Annotated in this window: 20 protein-coding genes and 1 pseudogene; 10 read left to right on the top strand and 11 right to left on the bottom strand. The window is 67.2% G+C overall.

What is annotated here, in order from left to right; all coding sequences use genetic code 11:
* Positions 1-22: 22 nt before the first annotated feature.
* On the bottom strand, positions 23-1399 hold the full coding sequence (locus ACFYYF_RS39755; RefSeq protein ID WP_387303185.1) for a hypothetical protein: 1377 nt from the start codon (positions 1397-1399) through the stop codon (positions 23-25).
* Between the two features lie 631 nt (positions 1400-2030).
* Here ACFYYF_RS39755 and ACFYYF_RS39750 point away from each other — a divergent pair.
* From ACFYYF_RS39750 to ACFYYF_RS39740, 3 genes are read left to right on the top strand one after another with little or no spacing between them, the layout of a single operon-like run.
* The gene (locus ACFYYF_RS39750) at positions 2031-2966 is read left to right on the top strand and encodes an ABC-three component system protein (RefSeq protein WP_387303187.1); all 936 of its coding nucleotides are present in this window, start codon (positions 2031-2033) and stop codon (positions 2964-2966) included.
* A complete protein-coding gene (locus ACFYYF_RS39745) occupies positions 2963-3229 on the top strand; it encodes an ABC-three component system middle component 6 (protein ID WP_387303189.1) in 267 nt (88 codons plus the stop codon). The genes ACFYYF_RS39750 and ACFYYF_RS39745 overlap by 4 nt, the downstream gene beginning before the upstream one ends.
* On the top strand, positions 3207-4967 hold the full coding sequence (locus ACFYYF_RS39740) for an ABC-three component system protein (RefSeq protein ID WP_387303191.1): 1761 nt from the start codon (positions 3207-3209) through the stop codon (positions 4965-4967). Before ACFYYF_RS39745 ends, ACFYYF_RS39740 begins: the two co-directional genes overlap by 23 nt.
* Positions 4968-5065: 98 nt before the next feature.
* Here ACFYYF_RS39740 and ACFYYF_RS39735 read toward each other — a convergent pair whose 3' ends face one another.
* The 3 genes from ACFYYF_RS39735 to ACFYYF_RS39725 all read right to left on the bottom strand — a co-directional run bounded on the left by ACFYYF_RS39735 (position 5066) and on the right by ACFYYF_RS39725 (position 7456).
* Positions 5066-5290 (bottom strand): hypothetical protein, encoded by a 225-nt coding sequence (locus tag ACFYYF_RS39735; protein WP_387303193.1) that lies wholly within the window; start codon positions 5288-5290, stop codon positions 5066-5068.
* Positions 5291-5346: 56 nt separating this feature from the next.
* Positions 5347-6483 carry a hypothetical protein gene (locus ACFYYF_RS39730; protein ID WP_388783905.1) on the bottom strand — a complete coding sequence of 379 codons (1137 nt, stop codon included), beginning with the start codon at positions 6481-6483 and terminating at the stop codon, positions 5347-5349.
* A 139-nt stretch (positions 6484-6622) separates the two neighbouring features.
* Positions 6623-7456, bottom strand: a complete 834-nt coding sequence (locus ACFYYF_RS39725; RefSeq protein ID WP_388783902.1) for a hypothetical protein — start codon at positions 7454-7456, stop codon at positions 6623-6625.
* A 195-nt stretch (positions 7457-7651) separates the two neighbouring features.
* On the opposite strand from ACFYYF_RS39725, the gene ACFYYF_RS39720 reads away from it, so the two are divergent.
* Positions 7652-9478 carry an SIR2 family protein gene (locus ACFYYF_RS39720; RefSeq protein ID WP_388783899.1) on the top strand — a complete coding sequence of 609 codons (1827 nt, stop codon included), beginning with the start codon at positions 7652-7654 and terminating at the stop codon, positions 9476-9478.
* A 93-nt stretch (positions 9479-9571) separates the two neighbouring features.
* Here the strand turns inward: ACFYYF_RS39720 and ACFYYF_RS39715 are convergent, their stop codons facing one another.
* Entirely contained in the window at positions 9572-10630 is a 1059-nt protein-coding gene (locus ACFYYF_RS39715) for a hypothetical protein (RefSeq protein WP_388783896.1), read from the bottom strand.
* Positions 10631-10925: 295 nt separating this feature from the next.
* Between ACFYYF_RS39715 and ACFYYF_RS39710 the strand changes: the two genes are divergently transcribed.
* Positions 10926-11396 (top strand): hypothetical protein, encoded by a 471-nt coding sequence (locus tag ACFYYF_RS39710; protein ID WP_388783893.1) that lies wholly within the window; start codon positions 10926-10928, stop codon positions 11394-11396.
* A gap of 119 nt (positions 11397-11515) precedes the next feature.
* On the opposite strand, the gene tpg is transcribed toward ACFYYF_RS39710, so the two are convergent.
* A complete protein-coding gene (tpg, locus tag ACFYYF_RS39705; RefSeq protein WP_388783997.1) occupies positions 11516-12010 on the bottom strand; it encodes a telomere-protecting terminal protein Tpg in 495 nt (164 codons plus the stop codon).
* Between the two features lie 293 nt (positions 12011-12303).
* Here tpg and ACFYYF_RS39700 point away from each other — a divergent pair, with 293 nt between their 5' ends.
* On the top strand, positions 12304-12573 hold the full coding sequence (locus tag ACFYYF_RS39700; RefSeq protein ID WP_388783890.1) for an NUDIX hydrolase: 270 nt from the start codon (positions 12304-12306) through the stop codon (positions 12571-12573).
* 23 nt (positions 12574-12596) lie between these two features.
* Positions 12597-12731, top strand: a complete 135-nt coding sequence (locus tag ACFYYF_RS39695) for a hypothetical protein (RefSeq protein WP_388783887.1) — start codon at positions 12597-12599, stop codon at positions 12729-12731.
* Positions 12732-12969: 238 nt separating this feature from the next.
* Here the strand turns inward: ACFYYF_RS39695 and ACFYYF_RS39690 are convergent.
* The 3 genes and pseudogenes from ACFYYF_RS39690 to ACFYYF_RS39680 all read right to left on the bottom strand — a co-directional run bounded on the left by ACFYYF_RS39690 (position 12970) and on the right by ACFYYF_RS39680 (position 14746).
* Positions 12970-13503, bottom strand: a pseudogene (locus ACFYYF_RS39690) (transposase).
* Positions 13500-14039: a winged helix-turn-helix domain-containing protein gene (locus ACFYYF_RS39685; protein WP_388783885.1), complete on the bottom strand. Its 540-nt coding sequence runs from the start codon at positions 14037-14039 to the stop codon at positions 13500-13502. Before ACFYYF_RS39685 ends, ACFYYF_RS39690 begins: the two are co-directional and overlap by 4 nt.
* Before the next feature lie 182 nt (positions 14040-14221).
* On the bottom strand, positions 14222-14746 hold the full coding sequence (locus ACFYYF_RS39680) for a winged helix-turn-helix transcriptional regulator (RefSeq protein WP_388783882.1): 525 nt from the start codon (positions 14744-14746) through the stop codon (positions 14222-14224).
* A 108-nt stretch (positions 14747-14854) separates the two neighbouring features.
* Here ACFYYF_RS39680 and ACFYYF_RS39675 point away from each other — a divergent pair, with 108 nt between their 5' ends.
* Together ACFYYF_RS39675 and ACFYYF_RS39670 are read left to right on the top strand one after the other, a co-directional pair.
* On the top strand, positions 14855-15211 hold the full coding sequence (locus tag ACFYYF_RS39675) for a nuclear transport factor 2 family protein (RefSeq protein ID WP_388783879.1): 357 nt from the start codon (positions 14855-14857) through the stop codon (positions 15209-15211).
* Positions 15212-15260: 49 nt separating this feature from the next.
* Complete coding sequence (locus ACFYYF_RS39670) at positions 15261-16121, top strand: SDR family NAD(P)-dependent oxidoreductase (protein ID WP_388783877.1); 861 nt, start codon at positions 15261-15263, stop codon at positions 16119-16121.
* A 125-nt stretch (positions 16122-16246) separates the two neighbouring features.
* Here the strand turns inward: ACFYYF_RS39670 and ACFYYF_RS39665 are convergent, their stop codons facing one another.
* Positions 16247-16405, bottom strand: coding sequence for a phosphotransferase (locus ACFYYF_RS39665; RefSeq protein WP_388783875.1), 159 nt, complete (start codon positions 16403-16405; stop codon positions 16247-16249).
* 33 nt (positions 16406-16438) lie between these two features.
* On the bottom strand, positions 16439-18121 hold the full coding sequence (locus ACFYYF_RS39660; RefSeq protein WP_388783873.1) for an SWIM zinc finger domain-containing protein: 1683 nt from the start codon (positions 18119-18121) through the stop codon (positions 16439-16441).
* 425 nt (positions 18122-18546) lie between these two features.
* Here ACFYYF_RS39660 and ACFYYF_RS39655 point away from each other — a divergent pair.
* On the top strand, positions 18547-18690 hold a 144-nt coding region (locus ACFYYF_RS39655; protein ID WP_388783994.1), incomplete at its 3' end, for a DUF6328 family protein.

The raw sequence follows: 18690 nt of genomic DNA, 5'->3' as shown, positions 1-18690 counted from the left end.
GGTTCCCCAAGGCCGCACACCACTACACGGCGTTGGTGCCGTCCTTGTAGTCGATGACGGCAGCCAGCTCCTCGTACTGGAACCACTGCGGATCGGCCGCGAGCTCTCGCACGCGCTTGACGAACGCTGTCCATGCCGGATGAGACTGGAGCTGAGTGGCGTGCTTCCAGAAGGTGACCGCGAGGTCAGTCATACCTGATGCCTCTCGGCACTGCGGGTTCTCGGCCCATGCGGTCAGAATGCCGTCCAGCTGCTCGGGCTGGATCAGGCGTGCGCACGGTATGACCGTCATCTCGGTGAAGCGCTCTGCGGTGCGCCAGCCGCCAGCCGAGACCAGGATGGGCGCCAGGAAGTCGGTGAAGTAGGCGGAGGGCTGCCGCTCGATGACGACGGCCTGCTGGGCCGGCGACAGCCCTGCAAACTTGCTGCCCAAGGCAGGGATGCGGTCGCGAACGGCGTCAAGCCCGGTCAGGGCAAGGGTGGAGGCCACCACGACCGTCCCAGAGGAGGTGTTGACGACGGCTGGCCTGCGCTCGACGTAGGTGCCGATCTGTTGGCACACCGTCTCATCCAAGGCGTCCACGAACACGTCGAACGCGCCCAGGCGTGCGATCGTCTTCAGCTGCTGTTCGATGGGCAGCCCGTTGAACGTGATCATCGCCTTGGTAACGGCCTCCCGAACGGCGTCCCGGTCGTGCTGGGCGAAGGCGATCAGGCAGAGCGCGTGCCGGTCGGCAGCCACGCTCGCGGTGATGCCGACGTCCTCGGGCACCTCAAGTTCGAGCATGGCGTGCTTGGCCGCGATGCCCAGGATCTGCTTCCAAGCGCTGGACTTCACACGCTGGGCGAACATCTGCACCAGGTAGTCGGCATGGCCGACGAAGGAGGGGTCGCTCACGTGAGCCGTGTACCGGGCGAATGCCTTGCGGCCCTGGGTGGGCGGGTGCACCAGCAGCGCGTCCAGTGCTGCCACGAGGTGGGCCCGCGCGTACTCGCCGCTCGGGGTGAACACGTCCCCGAGGGGGCGTAGGGAAGGGTGCGCGCACAGGTGGCGGTCCTGCTGGAGGCGTTCCAGCTGCCGGTGCTCGATGAAGTCGATGAGTTCCAGGTCGAGCGCGTTCTGCAGGAGCTTGCTCTCGACCTGCTGCATCGTCTTGACCGCTTCGGCGTCGGCCGTGCTACGGGCGGCCTCGATCCTTTTGACGACGTCGGCGGCCTTGCCGTCGCCGTCCTCGGCGAGCTGGTAGAGCTTGTGGATGATGTCGGCGCAGACCGCAGTCCAGGTGGCCACGATGGCGGCCCGGGGGGTGCCAGTGCTGTGGCAGCGATAAGCGTCCGCGACCAGCGGCCGGACCTCCTGGTGCCAGACTCGGGTGATGCGCTCTTCCAGGTTCAGCACCAGGTGCTCGCCGTTCCGTCGGGGCCCGCGCGGTGCGGGCAGGCCCGGCGGCCGGCCGGGCGCGGAGTTCTCGTCCCCCTATGTATAGGCGGCGGACGCCCGGGTGGGCATCAGGTTTCCCGACAATGCCCGCCTACAGCGACACCGCGAGCTGGCCGGAGTTCTGCCCGGGGCTGTCGTCTCAACCATGTCAGCCCACGGCCTACCCCGACCCCATGATCACCGGCTTAGCGTTAACCGCTGTACCGCTGTGCTCCAAGGCCGTACCCATCGAGAAGATTCTGGAACGGGCCATGGAACACCTACCCGTCCTTGATCGCGGACACCATCGAGAAAGTAGCCGCCTGGTCGTAGACGCCGAGCGGCTTACTCCACGCCCCACCGACCGGCAAACGCCTCGCCCACCCCGACAACACGAGAACGTCCTGCCAGACGAGGGGCGTGGCCGGAGCCCGGTTCCAGTCCCTCGTCCGCGAGTGGGTCTCCGACACGAAGAGCCAGCGCGACAAGCTCACCCGATCCTCGGGGAGTTGGGCGCGGACTGGGCGTGAGCAACCACAGGATCTGATCAAAGGGTGTTGGGCCTAGTTACACACAGCTACGCTGGCAGCTCTGTGCGCGAGGGGGGTTCATGCTGTTTGAGCAGCGGATGTATGCACACGTCAAGTTCCTCGAGTTGATGGCGGAGCTCTACGAGAACGAGTTCGAGGACTTCTTCCATCGGCTGATGTGTTTGCGCTATCCAGACTTCCTCGACGTGCGCACGGCTGGCAGTCTGGGTGACAGGTCGGCCGATGGCCTCAGCCTGCATTCGCGAAAGCTGTACGCCTGCTACGCACCCCAGACCGTGAAGCCGGACAAGATCCGCAAGAAGTTCGGCGGAGACCTAGCAGGAGCGGTCGCCAAGCGAAATGGCGAATTCGACATCTTTGTCTTCGTTCACAACGACAGGCGGGGTGTGCATCCGGAAGTGACATCTCTGTTGGCAAGCGCGCGGGACAGCATGCCTTCGCTGCGATTCGAGCAGATGGGCACCCGGCGACTGTGGCACGAGTGCATGCAGCTTGATCAGATGGCGGCCGAGGACGTCCTCCGCTGTGAGATCCCCATCAAGGACACGACTTTCGGCATCGGGATGGAGGACCTGGCCCCGTTGCTGAAGCAGCTGCAGGACATCCGCACCGAGTCCAACCCTCTGATGTCCCTGCCTGACGTGCCGGTGGAGAAGCTGGACTTCAACCGGATCGAAGGAGGAGACCGGGAGGACCTCCTGCGGGGCATGCGTCAGAGCTACCTAATAGACGCGTTCTACGCCGGCACCAGAAGCGAGCTGGAGCACGACGAGGTGGCGGAGGGCTTCCGCCTGTACTACCAGCAGGTGCGTCGCGACTACAGCGACGCCGACGACGTCCTTTGGCAGCTCAAGATGTACTTCCTGGGGAACGCCCAGCCGCGACCGAAGGTGCTGCGCGCCGCCCTTGTTGTCCTGGCGCACTTCTTCGAGCGATGCGACATCTTCGAGACGCCGCCCGCCGGCTGGCAGCCGGGCATCGGGTTGACCGCATGATCACTCCGACGAAGGGGCTCGCTCCTGACCGCTGCCTGCTCGCTGTCGGCGCGCAGGTTCTCCTCCAGCTCGATGAACCGCGGACCGTCAGTCAGGCGTGGGCGAGGCTGAAGAGCTGGCGCGCTGATCATGCTCATACCTCGCCGGTATCGTTCGAGTGGTTCGTTCTGGCCCTGGACATCCTCTTCGCCATGGGTGCGGTGGAGCTGGCCCAGGACGTTCTCATCGCAAGGAGTAGGGATGCTGCGCCGTCTGAGCGCTGACGACGCGCGGTTCAAAACGGTGGAGTTCTCGCCGGGACTGAACCTGCTGGTCGCGGACACCACCTCGTCGTCGGCCGAAACCGACAGCCGGAACAGTGCCGGCAAGTCGAGCGTGATCGAACTCGTTCACTTCCTGCTGGGAGGCCAATCCTCCAAGTCGCTGGCCACGAACAGGGCCCTGCGCCACATCACCTTCAGCCTCGCTATGGACTGGCCAGGACAGGACAGTCCGCTTGAGGTACGACGGCGCGGAGACAGTCCCAAGGTCGTGTCGCTGAGCCGGGATGTATCCGGCGTGGCGGCCGACACTCTCTTCTTCGACGACCAGGACGTCGAGCTGTCTGTTGATCAGTGGAATCGCGTCATCGAGCGGGAACTCTTCGGGCTGCAGGGCGACCATCCCGGGGTGAGCGGTCGGACGCTCCTGTCGTTCCTCATCCGCCGGGTCTCCGCTCACGGCTTCAACGAGCCGACCCGGACGTTCTCCCGGCAGCCCGCTGCGGAGGCGTCGTCGAACCTGGCCTACCTCCTGGGGCTGGACTGGCAACTGGTCAACGGGTACCGCGAGCTCAATGCCCGCAAGGCGACCAGAGACCAGCTGAGGAAGGCCGTCAACGATCCCGTATGGGGACGGATCGTGGGCTCTACGGCCGATCTGCGGGGCCAGATCACTCTCGCCGAGGCACAGGTCGAACGGCTACGGGCGCAGGTCGCTGCCTTCCAGGTGGTGCCTGAGTACGAGCGCCTCAAAGAGCGCGCAGACCAGGTAAGCCGCCGGATCAAGCAGCTCGCCCAGGAAGACGTGATCGACCAGCACAACCTTGAAGAACTCCGGGGCGCGGTCACCGAGACCACCGACGTCGAGGTGTCCTACCTCGAGCCGGCCTACCGCGAGCTCGGGGTCATCCTCAATGACCAGGTCCGGCGTCGCTTCGAGGACGTCAAGGCGTTCCACCACTCCGTCGTACGCAACCGGCGCAGGTTCCTGGAGGAGGAGATCCAGGAACTCACCGAACGTCTGGCCGCCCGGCGTCAGGAACGTGCAGACCTGGGCGAGGACCAGGCCCGCCTCCTGCGCGAGCTGGCGGATGGTGGAGCGCTGGAGGCGCTGACCGCCCTGCAGACAGCCCTGGGACGGGAGGAGGCCGCTCTCGGTGCCCTTCGCCACCGCTTCGACGCAGCGCAGGCCCTTGAAGCCAGCGCCCGGCAGATCACCGCCAAGAGCGTGGAACTGCAGCAGGCCGTCGATCTCGACCTTCGAGAGCGCCGGCAGCAGACAGACGAAGCGATCCTGCTGTTCTCCCAGTACGCCCAGCGCCTGTACGGCGAGGGCCGCGAAGCCTACCTCGCGATCGAGGCCGGCCGAAGCAGCCTGAGCATCACGCCCCGGATCGACGCAGACGACAGCCGCGGCATCAACAACATGGTCATCTTCTGCTTCGACCTCACCCTGGCCGTCCTCGCACACCGCCACGGCCGCGGCCCTGACTTCCTCATCCACGACAGCCACCTCTACGACGGCGTCGACGAACGACAAGTCGCACGAGCCCTCGCGCTCGCAGCCGAAGTAACAGACGAAGAGCGCATGCAGTACATCGTCACCCTCAACACCGACACCCTCAGCACCGCAGCCCAACGGGGATTCAACCCCGAACGACACATCCGCAGCCCCCGCCTCACCGACGACGACGAGGGCGGCCTCTTCGGCTTCCGCTTCAAAGCCGCAGGCAAGGCGTAGCGCCTAGTCGTCGCGTACGGCGGCCTCTGGATCCAGTCGCGCTGACAGCGGACAGCGGGGACGGGCAGGGTGATCCTGTCGAGCCTCGCTGTCGTCGGTCAGTCGAAGTTGAGCGCCTCCTGTGCGAAGTCGGCCGGGACCGGGCGGGGCGGGGACGGTAGTGGCCCGTCCTGACGTGCGGCCTGCCAGCGCTCGGTCAGCTCCTCCTTCCACCCTTTGGGCGGGGGCCACGGGACGCCCCAGGCGGCGAGCTGGTCGCGCTTCCAACCGCCGGCGGGCGTGCGGGCGGCTTCGATATCTTCAGGCGAAGGCAGGTCGGGCATGTCTAGCAGCCTCCCACGCGCGGCAGGTTGGGACAGGCTCCTCGCCAGCTTCTCTCCTATGGAGCGCCTTCCAAGTACTGCTGGACACGGCGGTGGGCTGTCTGCACTGGGTTTCCGCCGTCTTCGCCTTGCAAGATCCAAGTCCGGGAGAGGTAGTAGTCGGGATGGCGGATGGTGGTGAGCGTCCTGCCGTCTGGCTGAAGACGATGCTCGGTGAAGCCATCCAGGGCACCGGCTGCGACGGGTGTGCGGGTCCACGGATTATGCAGTATGTGGAAGCCCTCACTGAAAGTCTCGTGGTCCTGTGGCCCGTAGTCACCGATGACATAGCCGAAAGGCACGGCCACGGACGCATTCGGGTCAGGGTCGTACGCAAGACCGACGCGGGCCATGGCCACGTCTTCCGGCCCGTAGCCGCGTTCGGTTCCCATGCGGGAGAACTTCGACACGGTGGCGCTGTTGGTGAAGATCACGGCGGCCAGGTGCTCGGCTTCGGGCTGGGCGAACAGGCCGCTCGGGATGCTCTTGTGCTTGTACCGGTGTTCTATGACGACTTGGGAGTTCAGCACGAGCGAGCCGCGGCTGTCGCGAGTGGGGATGTCCCGGATCCCATAGAGGTAGGTCGCCAGGGAGCTGACGGTATGGATCAGAGCACTGGGGTTATGGAAGGACTGCACGGCGATCACGAAGGGGACGCCGTCGATGTGCGGCTTCTCCCAGTAGGCGTGGCCCTGCGCATCGCGGTGTTCGAGTTTGCGGCGCAGGGCTTTGCCGATCTGCATGGTGAACTCCGCCTGTGATTCCTCCATGTCGTCGGGGATGAGCCGGCGTACTGCAGCGGCAATGTCTTCGTCGTCGGTCGTCTCACCCTGGGGCGGGTTGGTAGTCGTCGCTTCGATGGCCACAGGGGTGTCGCCGGTCGTCAGGAAGTCCGGTGCGGGGCTGGAGCGGTCCAGTTCCTTGCCCTGTTCACGCAAGGCGGCGAAGAGGGCAAGCTCGAAGACGCGAGCGGAAAAACCTGCGGTCTGGAACTCGCGGACGAAGCTGTGGTCGACGTCGGGAAAGTCGGCAAAAGTCTCGTCCATGAGGCGGCGCGCGGCAGTGTACGCGTGGGCTCCGCTGAAGTCGCGGAACTCGCGGCTGACCTTTTCCGGCGTCATCTTCCGGGCGAGGTCGAACAGGCTTCGGGTCATCATCGGCCTCCAACACGCCAGTCAGGCAAGAGTGGGGGGAGCGGGTGCTGTCGGTATCGGCTAGCTGGGGCCGCCGCCGCGCTGGCGGCATTGGACCAGCCAAGCGGAGCCGGCTGGAGCCTCGTGCGTCCCTGGGGCATTACAGCAGGTCTTCCAGCCGGGCGAGCAGGCTGGCGGCGGTGGCGACGGCCGCGATGGCCTCGGCGCGGGTCCAGGTGAAGTTCTCGGTGGTGCCGGAGTCGTCGTGCGGTGCGCCGCTAAAGAGCGCGTAGACGCTCTGGGTGAGCATCGCCCAGCGTTCCTCCTGGTCCCGTTCCCCGGCCTTCTTCTGCACCGCCTGGTCGTGGACCCTCCGGGTGTTGCAGGCCTCGCGTACGGGATCGAGGGCCGCTCGGGCGAGGGCAACGGCGTGCTCGTACCGTCCGTCACGGATCGCGGTCTTCGCCTCACGGATCCGTCGCGCGCCGGTGGCCCGGGCCTCCACAGTGGTGACCGGGATGAGGACGTCGACGAACGCGCCAGCATCGAGCTGGGTGAGGGCGTTGCTCCACGTCGCGTGCGGGATGCGGATGATCTCCTGATCGTCGGCAACGGGCCAGTGCTTCGTCTCTGCCAGGGCGGTCAGGGACAGTTCGGCGCGCAAAGCCAGGTCGTTGCCCGCCCGCGTCTTTTCCAGTCCGCGCAGCTGCTGGTCGGTCACGCTCGTCTCGAGCGTGAGATTCGTGGCGAAGGACTTCAGCCCGACCGGTCGCGACGTGTGAAGGGCGCCGATCCAGCTCGCGGGGCCTGGTGCCTCGTGCATCCAGAGGGCGCCGGAAACAAGGAACGGTGCGTCCACGGTGTAGTCGCCGTGGGCAGTCACCTCAAAGGTCAGGGCGAAACGGTGGACGTCCCAGCCCTGGAAGAAGTTGACGTGCTGCTGCGCCCGGATGTTGACGGTGTAGTCGTTCGAGCCGAATCGGAAGTTGGCCATCGTTCCTCGCCTGATTGTTCGCTTGCCTGATGGTGGCAGGTCAACTGGTCTCGGCGGCAGCAGTTTTCCCCGTCGAGCGCATGGCGCGACGAACCACCATTCATTATCGTCACATAGACGATAATGAATGGTAGGGTGTTCCGCGGACGGGCGATACGGCACATTCCTAGCGTCGCCTGTGAAAGGAGCACCCCTATGGAAACTGACGGCACGGCGCCAGAGCCCCTCGCACAGGCGCCTCTTGCGGTACCTCCCGGCCGCATCCTGGACGCCAAGACTGCGCTCGCCCTGAACGTTCACGCCAGCCCGGGGGTATACGCGCTCCTGCTCGGGTCCGGAATCTCGCTGACGTCCGGCGTGAAGACCGGGTGGGGCATCGTCGAGGACTTGGTCAGCCGCGTCGCCGCAATGCAGGAGCCCGACGCCCCTGACGCCGCGGAGAAGGCGGTGGCCGACCCGGCCGGCTGGTGGGCGCAGTACTACGACGACGCCCTCGGGTACTCCGGCCTTCTGGGCGCGGTGGCCCCCACGGCAGCCGCTCGCCAGGCACAGCTCGCCCGGTACTTCCAGCCCCAGGAAGACGATGAACCCGGCGCGAAGGGTCCCACACCCGCCCACCACGCGATCGCCCAGCTTGTGAAGCGGGGAAGTATCCGCGTCATCCTCACCACCAACTTCGACCGGCTCACCGAGCGGGCCCTGGAAGAAGCAGGTATCTCGCCCCAGGTCATCAGCCGGCCGAGCCAGATCGCGGGGATGATGCCCCTCCCCCACGCCCCGGTGACAGTGATCAAGCTCCACGGCGACTACGCCGACCTGGACCAGCTCAACACAGTGGACGAACTGGAGACCTACGACTCCCTGCAACAGGACTTGCTCAAGCGGGTCCTGGACGAGTACGGGCTGATCATCTGCGGCTGGTCCGCAGACTGGGACACGGCACTCGTACGGGCCCTGGAAGCCGTGCGTCCCCGCCGATATCCGTTGTTCTGGTCGTCCTTCAGCACGCTCGGAGAAGCCGCGAAGCGCCTGACCGCCCAGCACGACGTAGCCGTCATCCAAGGCATGACGGCGGACGAACTCTTCACCGACCTCCGACAGCGCGTCGAGGCCCTGGACCGGATGGCGGCCCCGCCCCTCACCCGCGACATGGCCGTCGCCCGTCTCAAGCGGGCCCTGCCCGACCCGGTGCGCAGGATCGAGGCCTCCGACCTCGTCCACCAGACCGTCAGCGACATCCTCGACAGAACGGCGGCAGCGGCGCGTCCTCTGAACGGCCCCGTACTGGCCGAGAGCCTGCGCGGCTACCGGACCGACTGTGACGTCCTGGTTCATCTCCTGGCCCACGGCGTCTTCAACGACGACGGCACACACGACGCCCTGTGGCTGCGCGCAGTCGAACGGCTCACCCGTATGCGCAGCACGCTCCCCGGCTCTTTCAATTCCGTGTTGGAGGAACTGCGGCACTACCCGGCGCTCTTGGCCACCTGGACCATGGGAGTCACCGCCGTCATCAGCCGACGCGAGGAGTTCCTGGCAACCATCATGGCCCAGCCCACCTGGACCACCCTGTCGGGCAGGACCCAGACCCAGCCGCCAACCGTCTACCTCAACCCCGTCCGCGTTTTGCCTGCCGACCTCAGCTCCGTGATGCCCCCACCGGACGGGCGGAAATGGCGTTTCCCGCAGAGCACCTTCCTTCGGCAGGAAGCACGCGAGCCGCTGAAGAGCATCGAACCCGACAACACGGCATACGAGACCGCCTGCACCCGCTTCGAGTTCCTCGCCTCCCTCATCTCCATGGACAACGACACGCAAAACTCTGCCTTCCCATGGATCGGCCAATTCATCAGCGACCTGCACTGGGAGTACGACACCAGCATCGCCAACACGATCAAGGCCGAACTGACACCCAGCTGGCCACTGCTACGAGCAGGCGCGTTCGGGGGCGACGTCGGACGGGCGCAAGCGGCCTACGAGCGCCTCGTCCAGTGGCGGGCACAGAACCTGCGGCACCTCTAATAGCGATCCCCTCAGGACTGGTGGCACGACAATTTCGGGAGCCGTCCTGCCAGGCGCGCCGTGAATGTGGCTGCGTATCGGACGTTCTCAAGGTCAGATCCGCTTCCGCACCTGGCGTCCGACAGTCCACAGGTCGCCGGGGGCACGGACGAACGCACCGTGGGTCTGCATGTCCCGCTTCAGCTGCGCGGCGGAGACGGTGTGGCCGCGCCGGGCGAGCGCGTCACGCAGTTCGCCGGGCGTCAGGGGCTGGCCGCAGCGCGCGAGGTACCGGGCCGCGAGCTGCTCGCTGGTGGGGTAGGCCGGAGGCTCCACCACCAGGAGCGAGTTGCTGAGCGCCCGGTGCTCGGCCATCCCGGCTTGCGCCAGCTCCAGCATCGGCTTTGCCACACCCCCTGCCTGCGACAGGCGGCGTCTCCAGCTGTCGCGGGTCAGGTAGCCGTGGCGGTGGCACCACCACAGCAGCCCGCTCACGGCGGCCGTCGCGGCCAGCGGGTTGTGCGCGGCAAGGACCGCCAGTCGGTTAACACCTGCACCGAACAGCTGGAACACAATATCGATGAGTACCAGCGCGTTCGCAGCGGTGGCTTCCAGGCCGGCCAGGCGCAGCACGCTCTCTGCGACAGGGATCCAGTCGATGACGGCGTACCCGAAGCGGGAGAAGACACTGTCCTTGGAGACGATGACGCACGGCCCCAAAAACTCCGCGAGCGCCATGGTGGGCGCGTCGTCCGGGTCGCCCCGATACCTGCGCGGCATCTTGGGGTCGACCCGCAGGATGTGCCGGGTCTGCGGGGCCAGGTGGTCGCGGATCTCGAGGTCGACCACTCTAAGGGCGGGCAGGATCTGCTCATTGAGTACGCGGCGCGCCTGACCTTCCGACGCGTTAAGGTCGGCGGCCACTTTGGCCAGATGTTCGTCGGCTTCGCCGGGGACGTGCGCGGCAATGTACGGGGTGGCACGGCCGGTGACGGCCAGCGCGGTGACTCTGTCCTGCCGGCCGCCGTGCTTGGCCAGGGCGCAGGCTTCGACCAGCAGCGCGTTGGTGTCGAGGACGGGCAGCAGCATCCGCCGGTCCAGCACCATCGGGTTCAACGCCGATCCGGAGGGGATCAGCGGTGGTGGTACCGCATCGGCACGGTCGAGCGTCATGGATCAAGTGTCGCCAACGCCACTGACATCCGTGCGGGATTTTCGAGCCTGGACCGCCTGGGTGATGCCCGTCGGTCGTCTGTTGGAGCACGGCCGCATATGTCCCTCGCTGGCGAGGGTGCACAACTGCGCGGTGCCGGCCGCGTGCACGCGCTGCGATCCTGGCGACAACAGACCTGCCAACCGTTGTGACCTACAACGCCAGTTGGCCACTCTGAGCACACGGTTGGCCGGAGCGGCGATCAGAACAGGCATACACCGTCCAGATAAGAGTCCCGGCTGGCAGGCTCGCTCCATGGCAGATGACGTCGTGGGGGGTCAGGTCGCCGACCTTCGGACCGAGTGCGAAGAACAAGCCCGGACGAACCGCTTCCGTCGGCAGTTCTGGCGGTTCACCCATGCCGCGCTTGGGCTGCCCGCTGCCGTACTGGCCGGGATCTCGGGCGCAGCGGGGCTCTCGTCAGCAGATGCCCGTATCCCGGCGGCCGTTCTGGCGCTCGTCAGCGCGGGCCTCAGCGCTGCTATCGCCTTTTTGAAGCCGGAGGTACATCAGCGCGCGGCTCACGCACGCCGCAGGGCCTACCTGGCATTGGAAGTGGAGGCCCGCTTCGCGCTGACACAGGCGGCATCCAGTGGCGAGCCCGTACCTCTGACCGTCTACAGGAATCTACTGGAGCGCCGCAGGATGATCATTGCCGGTCAGCTCGATGAACTTGTTCAGCGAATTGCTGTGGGGGAAGGGTCGGCCGACGCGGCCAGCGAGTAGGAGTCCCGTGCGGCGGATTCCTACGACGGAGCAACAGGGACCGACTCTGAGTGTCGGAATGGCCGCACTCCGCGTGCTCAGTCTCACCGGTCCGGGCTCGCAGGCTGTTCGGGACTCGGCTACAGATCGAACTCGAGGTGCTCGACGTCCATGAACCGGACTTCTTCCAGGCTGCCGGCGCGGCGGCCTCCGTCCTGGAAGTAGACCTCCTTGAGCGCTTCGGCAGCAATCTCCTGGAGTTCCTGGTCGCCGGCGCCGGCCTGCTGGGCGTCGAAGAGGCGGGCGGCGTACTGCGGTGGCAGGGCGACGGTCAGGTGGCGGATGCGGTCCTGGTCCGTCGACCCGATCGGGGCGGTGTAGCCGAGGCGGGCTCGGGTGTCGATGACGATGCCGCCAGTGGTTGCTGCCTTCTTGCGGGCCCTGGCGCGGATCTGCGGCTGCCAGCGGGCTTTCACCTCGCGCTCGAGGCGTGCGGCGAGGTCCGGGCGGGGCTTTGAACTCGTCCGCTCCGAACTGCAAGCACAACGAGCAGGGATTCTCGAGATGTGAAGCTGCCAGGTATGCGACCTCCCTGAGCCGGTCAGACTTCGGTGAGACGGGTCAACGGGACCCAGAAGTGATGCGGCAGTGGATCTTCACCGCTCGGAGCGCCGTGTCCGGGCAGCTCACGGATCGTTGGACCAGAGGTCGCGTACGTGGGAGTGGACCTGATGCGCGAACGCCTGAGGGCCCTGGGTGCCGCTGCCCGGTCCAGGGTTCTCAGCCGTGGCCCGGCCCGTGCCCGCGCTCTGGCAGGGCCGGGCCACACTCTCTTCTTGTGGGCCTGTCCCGTTCACGGCCTGCTGTCCAACGCGCGTGTCATGCCCGCCATCGGTCGCCGACCACTGCCCCGCCCAGGAGAGCCGGCATGAGCATTGGATCCCTGCGCGATGCCTCGGTGGTCGTAGCGCGCGACAACAACGATCTCGTCGCGCTGCTGAGCGCCGACTTCCCCACCCACGCAGGCCCGTATCTGTTCCCTCCCGGAGGCCGCCGCGAAGACGGCGAGAGTCCACTGGAGTGCGCCCGCCGCGAGCTGCGCGAGGAAACCGGCGTGAGCGCCGAGCACCGCTGGGCTCGCACGCGATCACCCTGCAGTCCCCCGCACGCGTCCACCTCTTCGAAGCCCGCCACCTGACCCTGCGAGCCGAGGAACTGACCGTGACGGAACAGGACTTCCAGCTGATGTGGTGGCCGATGCAGGACGTGCTTCACGCGGTGCGCGAGGGACGTTTTCTCCTGCCTGCGGGACCACTGGCCCTGCTCCTGGCCGAGCACCGCTCCAGCGGACGCTGAACCCCGGTACCGAGGGGCACGCGTGATCGATCGACCGTGCACAGGCGGCGGGCTGCGGAGCGCTCGAGGCTGTCGCGCAGCCGCTGCGAGCCACAAACGGCCCGCCCCGTGCAACTTCCGTTCTAGTGGTCGTCGCAACACCCCAGCTCAAGGAATGGGGTCTGGTGCAGGTTCGGGTGACAGGTTGACCTGCCCCACCTCTCAGGTTCCAGTTGTGGTGGCTACTGACCTTGCCGGATTAGCTTCGGGGATTGAGGGCGAGGCCGGTCCCGGTGAGACAGTCGTCGATGAGTACGGGATGCCGCTGGATGTGGGCGAGGCCTCGGCGGAGGGTCTGGGTGAGGTGGTCGGGGTCGGTGAAGGCGGTGTTGGCCATCCATCCGCGCTGCAGCAGGGACCAGATGCCTTCGACGGGGTTCAAGTCCGGGCTGCAGGAAGGTAGCTGGACGATGGTGAGCCAGTCGTGGTCGGCTGCGTACTTCTTCATCCCGGCGGCACGATGGGTGTTCAAGTTGTCCCAGACGACAACGATCGGGGCGGCGAGTTGCAGGTGTGCCCGGACCAGAAGGTCGCGGTAGTCCTGCCAGGCGAAACTCTTGCGTGCTCCTTGGAGGAGCGAATGGAAGCGGGGCCGGTAGATCAGCCGGGACCTTGCGCCGGGCCGGTAGCAGCACAGTGCGGCGACCGAGATCCGGCGCCGGGAGCGTCCCCGCACCCGGACCACGGGAGTCTGCCCGCGCCGGCCTCAGGTGCGGGCGCGAGGCGGCGTCATCGCGAACCCGGCCTCGTCCTCGAAGACGATGAAGGCCCCGAGCGCCGCCACGGTGCTTCCACCTGCGGCCACACGTCCTTCTTCCAGAGCCCGACCGCATGCTCGTCACGCTCCAGCGCACGACGGGCCGGACGCTGCCACGACCAGCCGTGGCGGTGCAGCAGCCACCACACTCCCGCAATCGAGCAACTGACCTGGAACTGGCCGCCGATCAGGGTTCGGACACGCTCCAGCGTCCACCACTGATCTTCCCAGCCATGCACGGCCGGTCCTTTGGCCAGCTCCACTTCCAGCAGGGCGAACCGTTCGTCCGACAGCTTCGGCAGCTTCGCGGGTCCCTTCGACCTCAGCCCCTCCATGCCGCCTTCACGCCAGTTGCGGCGCCACTGTTCCACCGAACGCTCGCTCACCCGCAGGTCCTTGGCGATGTCCGAAGTTCGGTCGCCTCGTGCGAACCTCTGCCCGGCCTGGAGCCGGATCCCTTCTCGCGCAGCCCGCCGCTCAGCAGTCAGGCCCCCACCATCCGCGTACCGCACAACACCGGCATACCGCAGGGATCACCGAACGTCACCGCCCGAAGGCAATCCGAAAAGGTCAGTAGCTGGACAGCGAGCCGACGCCATACCGCACCCAGGGCACCGCCTGCTGCACTCTGGACGGCAGAGTGCCACCTCAGGCGCTCGATCCCAAGCGACACGGCTACCTTCACTGAACTCGCTTAAGTGTCCGCGCCCAGCCTCCCTGGGTCGGCACGATGAGCATGTTCGGTGTACCGCAAGCGCATGGCAGTGCTAGCGGCCGGACCAGCGGCAAAGACGAACGCCGCGCTGTCGTCGAGGCGTCTTCCTGTACGGGCGTCGACCAGGACCGGCTCAACCTCCTCGCCGCTGGCAGCGTCCACCAAGATCATGGATCGCTCGTGCGGCGCCAGATGTCGGTTCCCCCAGGCGGCGAGAGCCACGATCACCGGCCTCAGGGACCGGCCGCGCTCAGTGAGGACGTACTCGTAACGTGCAGGCTTGTCCTGGTACGGCCGCCGTTCGAGCAGGCCCTCCGCGACCAGTGTCTTCAGGCGCGCAGTGAGCATGCTGGTGGAGATGCCCAGGTTCTGCTGGAACTGGTCAAAGCGTGTGTAGCCGTCGAAGGCGTCATGCAAGATCAGCAAGGTCCACCACTCGCCGACGTGCTGCGCCGTCGTCGACAGCGGGCACTCCCGGTCCTCCAGCCGTATACGGCCCGGCATGCGACCTCCAAGAGTTGCTGCTAATGTCGAAGTAACCGACTTCTATTTTAGCACTAACCGAGGTTCGGTACCCGTGACGCATGGACCCGCCGCGCAGAGGAAGAGCCCGTGACTCAGAACCCGACGAAGATCGACCCAGCCGACCTGCCCGAGGCGATCGCCCGCTACCTGGCGGGCCGCGCCGCCAAGGATGTCTCCGCCGCCGCGACGGCCTTCGCGCCGCACGCCACCGTGACGGACGACGGGCAGACCTACGAGGGCGCCGAGGCCATCAAGGGATGGCTCGGACAGACCGACACCGAGTTCACATACACGACCACGCTGACTGGTGCCGAACGCGACGCAGCCGACCGATACACCGTCCACCAGCACCTGGAAGGGGACTTCCCCGGCGGGAAGGTCGACCTGCGCTGCCGATTCGCTCTGACCCACGGACTGATCAGCGAACTGAACATCGCCCCCTGACCGCCCACACACACTGGCCCGCCCGCCCCGGCAGAAAGCACCAAACAACATGAGGACCTGGTTCATCACCGGCGGCACCCCCGGCGGATTCGGCATGGCCTATGCCGACGCCGCCCTGGCGCTGGGGGACAACGTCGTCCTGACCGCCCGCCGCCCCCACCTGCTCGACGACTGGGCCGCACGTCACGGCGACCGGGCGCTCGTCCACCCCCTGGACGTCACCGACACCCGGCAGGTCGACGAGGCTGTCCGGACCGCCGAAGAGCGTTTCGGCGGCATCGACGTCCTGGTCAACAACGCCGGTCGGGGATGGTACGGCTCAGTAGAGGGCACGCCCGACAGCGAAGCCAGGGCCTCCTTCGAGCTGAACTTCTTCTCTGTCACGCAGATGCTGCGCGCCGTCCTGCCGGGTATGCGAAAGCGCGGCAGCGGATGGATCATCAACATGTCCTCCGTCGCCGGCCTGCGGAGCGTGCCCGGCTTCGGCTACTACAGCGCCGCCAAGTACGCCATCGAAGGGCTCACCGACGCGCTGCGGCACGAAGTTGCCCCGTTCGGCATCAAGGTCCTGGCCGTGGAACCAGGCGCTTTCCGGACACAGGCCTACGCGTCGTTCGCCGACGAAAGCGTGAACGAGACGGTCGACGCCTACCTGCCCCTGATCGAGTCCGTCCGCTCCACCATGATCGAACAGGACGGTCGGCAGCCCGGAGACCCCCACCGCGGAGTACGTGCTGTCCTGGACGCCATGAACAGCGCCACCCCGCCCCGGCGTATCGTCCTGGGCGCCGACGGCTATGAAGCCGTTCAGGGGCAACTGACGGACATTGCGGCAGAACTAAGGGCCTTCGAGGGAGCATCGCGCAGCGCGGACTTCCCCACCATGCCGGACGCCGTGGGGAGGCCGTAGACGGTGCAGAACAGTTCCTGGGGCCTGCAGCGGTCGGGCGGTTCCGGGAAGCGCAGCCATTTCAGGCACTCGGTGTCACTGCGGAAGGGGGCAACGCACTCGAACGTGTAGGCCACATCGTGCAATCACGGAGCCGGGCGTGCGAATTCCCAATCGATGATCCTCACGGGCCAGTGGCCCTGCCACGCGACGTTCCACGGGCCGAGGTCTCCGTGGCAGATCGCCTCGCCTTCGACGGGCCCGCCCCCGTGCCGACGGTCCAGCCTCTCCTCCGGCGGACGCATCGCCCGCCCGCCCCCTCCGTGGTTCCCGACAACTCACAGCCCGTGCCGGTCGAGGATCGTCATCAGCTTGCGCCGGCGCCTCAGTTCCGCCCGCAGAGCGACGACATACGCAGTGAACTCGCCCTCGGTGCCCAACGCCCGGTGACAGTCGCGGGCGACCAGCAGAAGCTGCGCCATGCGCTCGTAGACGCCATCCCCGGTCTGCTCCTTGAGGGGCTCAACCAGCCGCAGGTACACCGCGAGCGCGTCGGCCGGGCGCACCTCGCGCGAGAGGTCGGCGAGCCGCTGCCACTGCCGGTCGTCAGCGCGGTCGGCCGCCTCCCGCCAGGCGGTGTCCAGGTCACCGTCGTCGAGCAGCGCGTCGATCAGTGTCGGCCCGCCGTACGAACCGCCATGCTCCCGGCCGACGTCGTCCCGCAGGGCCGCAAGTGCCGTCTTCCGCTCGGCCCCCCAACAATCCGCAGCCCAGGCGGCGACACGCAACTGCTGGTAAGCGGCAAGGGACCGCTCTGCCCGAAACCGGTCCCGGCGGACCGCGACCGTCTCGGCCACACGACCCGCCCGCGTATAGCGGTTACATACGTAGTCGACCAGGCGGCCGTCGACATGGACCTCGGTGACGGTATCCCGCAGCCCGCGCTCGGCCCACGCCAGCGCCTCATCCGCGCGGCCCGCCGTATCAAGCTCCTCGGCGATGCGCAGATGCGTGGCACCGGACGGGACCAAATCCTTCGCGTACAGGGCGACCAGCGCGTCCGCGTCGCCCTCCGCCTTGACCAGACGCTCCATCAGATACCGCTCCGCCCAGCCGCGCGGGCTGCGCCGCCGTGCCTCCTCCGCCAACTGCCGCATACGGACCAGTCCGGTAGGCCCCAGGATGTGGGCATAATCGAGCGGATCGAGGTCCGTGGCGTCGTTCTCGTCGCCGAGCACCTGCCCGACCAACCACTCGGCCAGCCGCTCCGGATCCGGGCGCCCGACATCGCACGCCTCCAGATGGGCCTCGGCCACCGCGGCGACCGCCTGCCCGACCACGCCGTCCGAGTCGTCGATCTCTCCGTACGCCTCCCCCAGCGCCCGGATCGCCTCCTCGGCCAGGCCGACCGCCTGGTCCCCCAGGCCTCCGGAAACCAGGGTGCGCAGCGCATCCGCCGCCTCCGCGACCTGCCGGGCGTACCCGGGTACGTCCGCGTACTCGACGTACCCGTACCGGGCGAAGGACCGCGGATCGATCAACGCCAGGATCCGGTCCCGGACCGCGCCCGTGTCGGAGCGCGCGGCAGCGGCCCGCAGCTCCAGACGCCGACGCAGCTCTCGGTCTTCACCGATCTGTTCCCGTACCAGCGTGAGCAGTTCGTCACGGGACAGAGCCGTGAGCCACGTCTCCAGACCTGAGGCCCGTGCCCGGGCAGCGGCCCGCTGACGCGGGATCGTCTCCGCCTGCCCCAGCACGGTCAACCCCAGCGCCACGCAGTGCTTGCAGAAGTTGCCCTCTTGCCCGTACGGGCAGTCGCACCACCCGGAGACGCCGGCATCCCCGCCCAGGGTGAGCTCCACGTCGTAAGCATCCGTCCCGTGCACGACCGCGGTGACCGAGCCGTCCCCCACCTCCACACCGCTCACCGCGCCCAGATACCCCAGCCCTCGCTCGAAGGACCGAGCCCCCGCCAGTGCCCGCAGATCGTCCTCGCCGAATCCCAGAACTTTCCGTGCCACACCGGTATTCAACCGCTCACCCGGGGGCTCGGCAGGCACGATGTGTCATCTCCGTCCAGCGCCTCCGCCGAGGGCAGCGCCGCGAGCCTGATGCAGACGCACACAAGGACATGTCCCCACGGTCGAACATCGAGGAGCCCCCGCACTGGTGGACAGACGCCCGTCCCGCTCGGCCCTGTTTCCCAGCCCTGCCCATATCACCGAACTTCCGCCACTCCGGCTTCACTTGGCCGCGCCCCTCAGCTCAGCGATGAAGCCCGGTGCTTCAGCGCCGGATCAAGTTGACTATCGGGGGCGCGCCGCGAGGCCCAGTTCCTTGCATAGCGCCGCCCAATGCAAGGTCAAGGAAAACCCAATTCGGGGTGCACGGAGGCGGCGAACGGGGGTATCCGCTCGCCCATACGGACGAGCACACGGGAGGGATCGTGGCGGACAGCGGGGTCGCACAAGCAAGACCGGCGGAGGGTGCCGCACAGGCGCAGCGGGAGGAGTCCGAGGCCGAGCGGGCCGACCGGCGGTGGAACGAACTGATGCAGGAGATCCGGGTCGCGCAGACCGGCGTCCAGATC

This window comes from Streptomyces sp. NPDC001914 (assembly GCF_042891215.1).
Lineage (GTDB): Bacteria > Actinomycetota > Actinomycetes > Streptomycetales > Streptomycetaceae > Streptomyces.
This window is presented reverse-complemented; position numbering and strand designations above follow the sequence as displayed.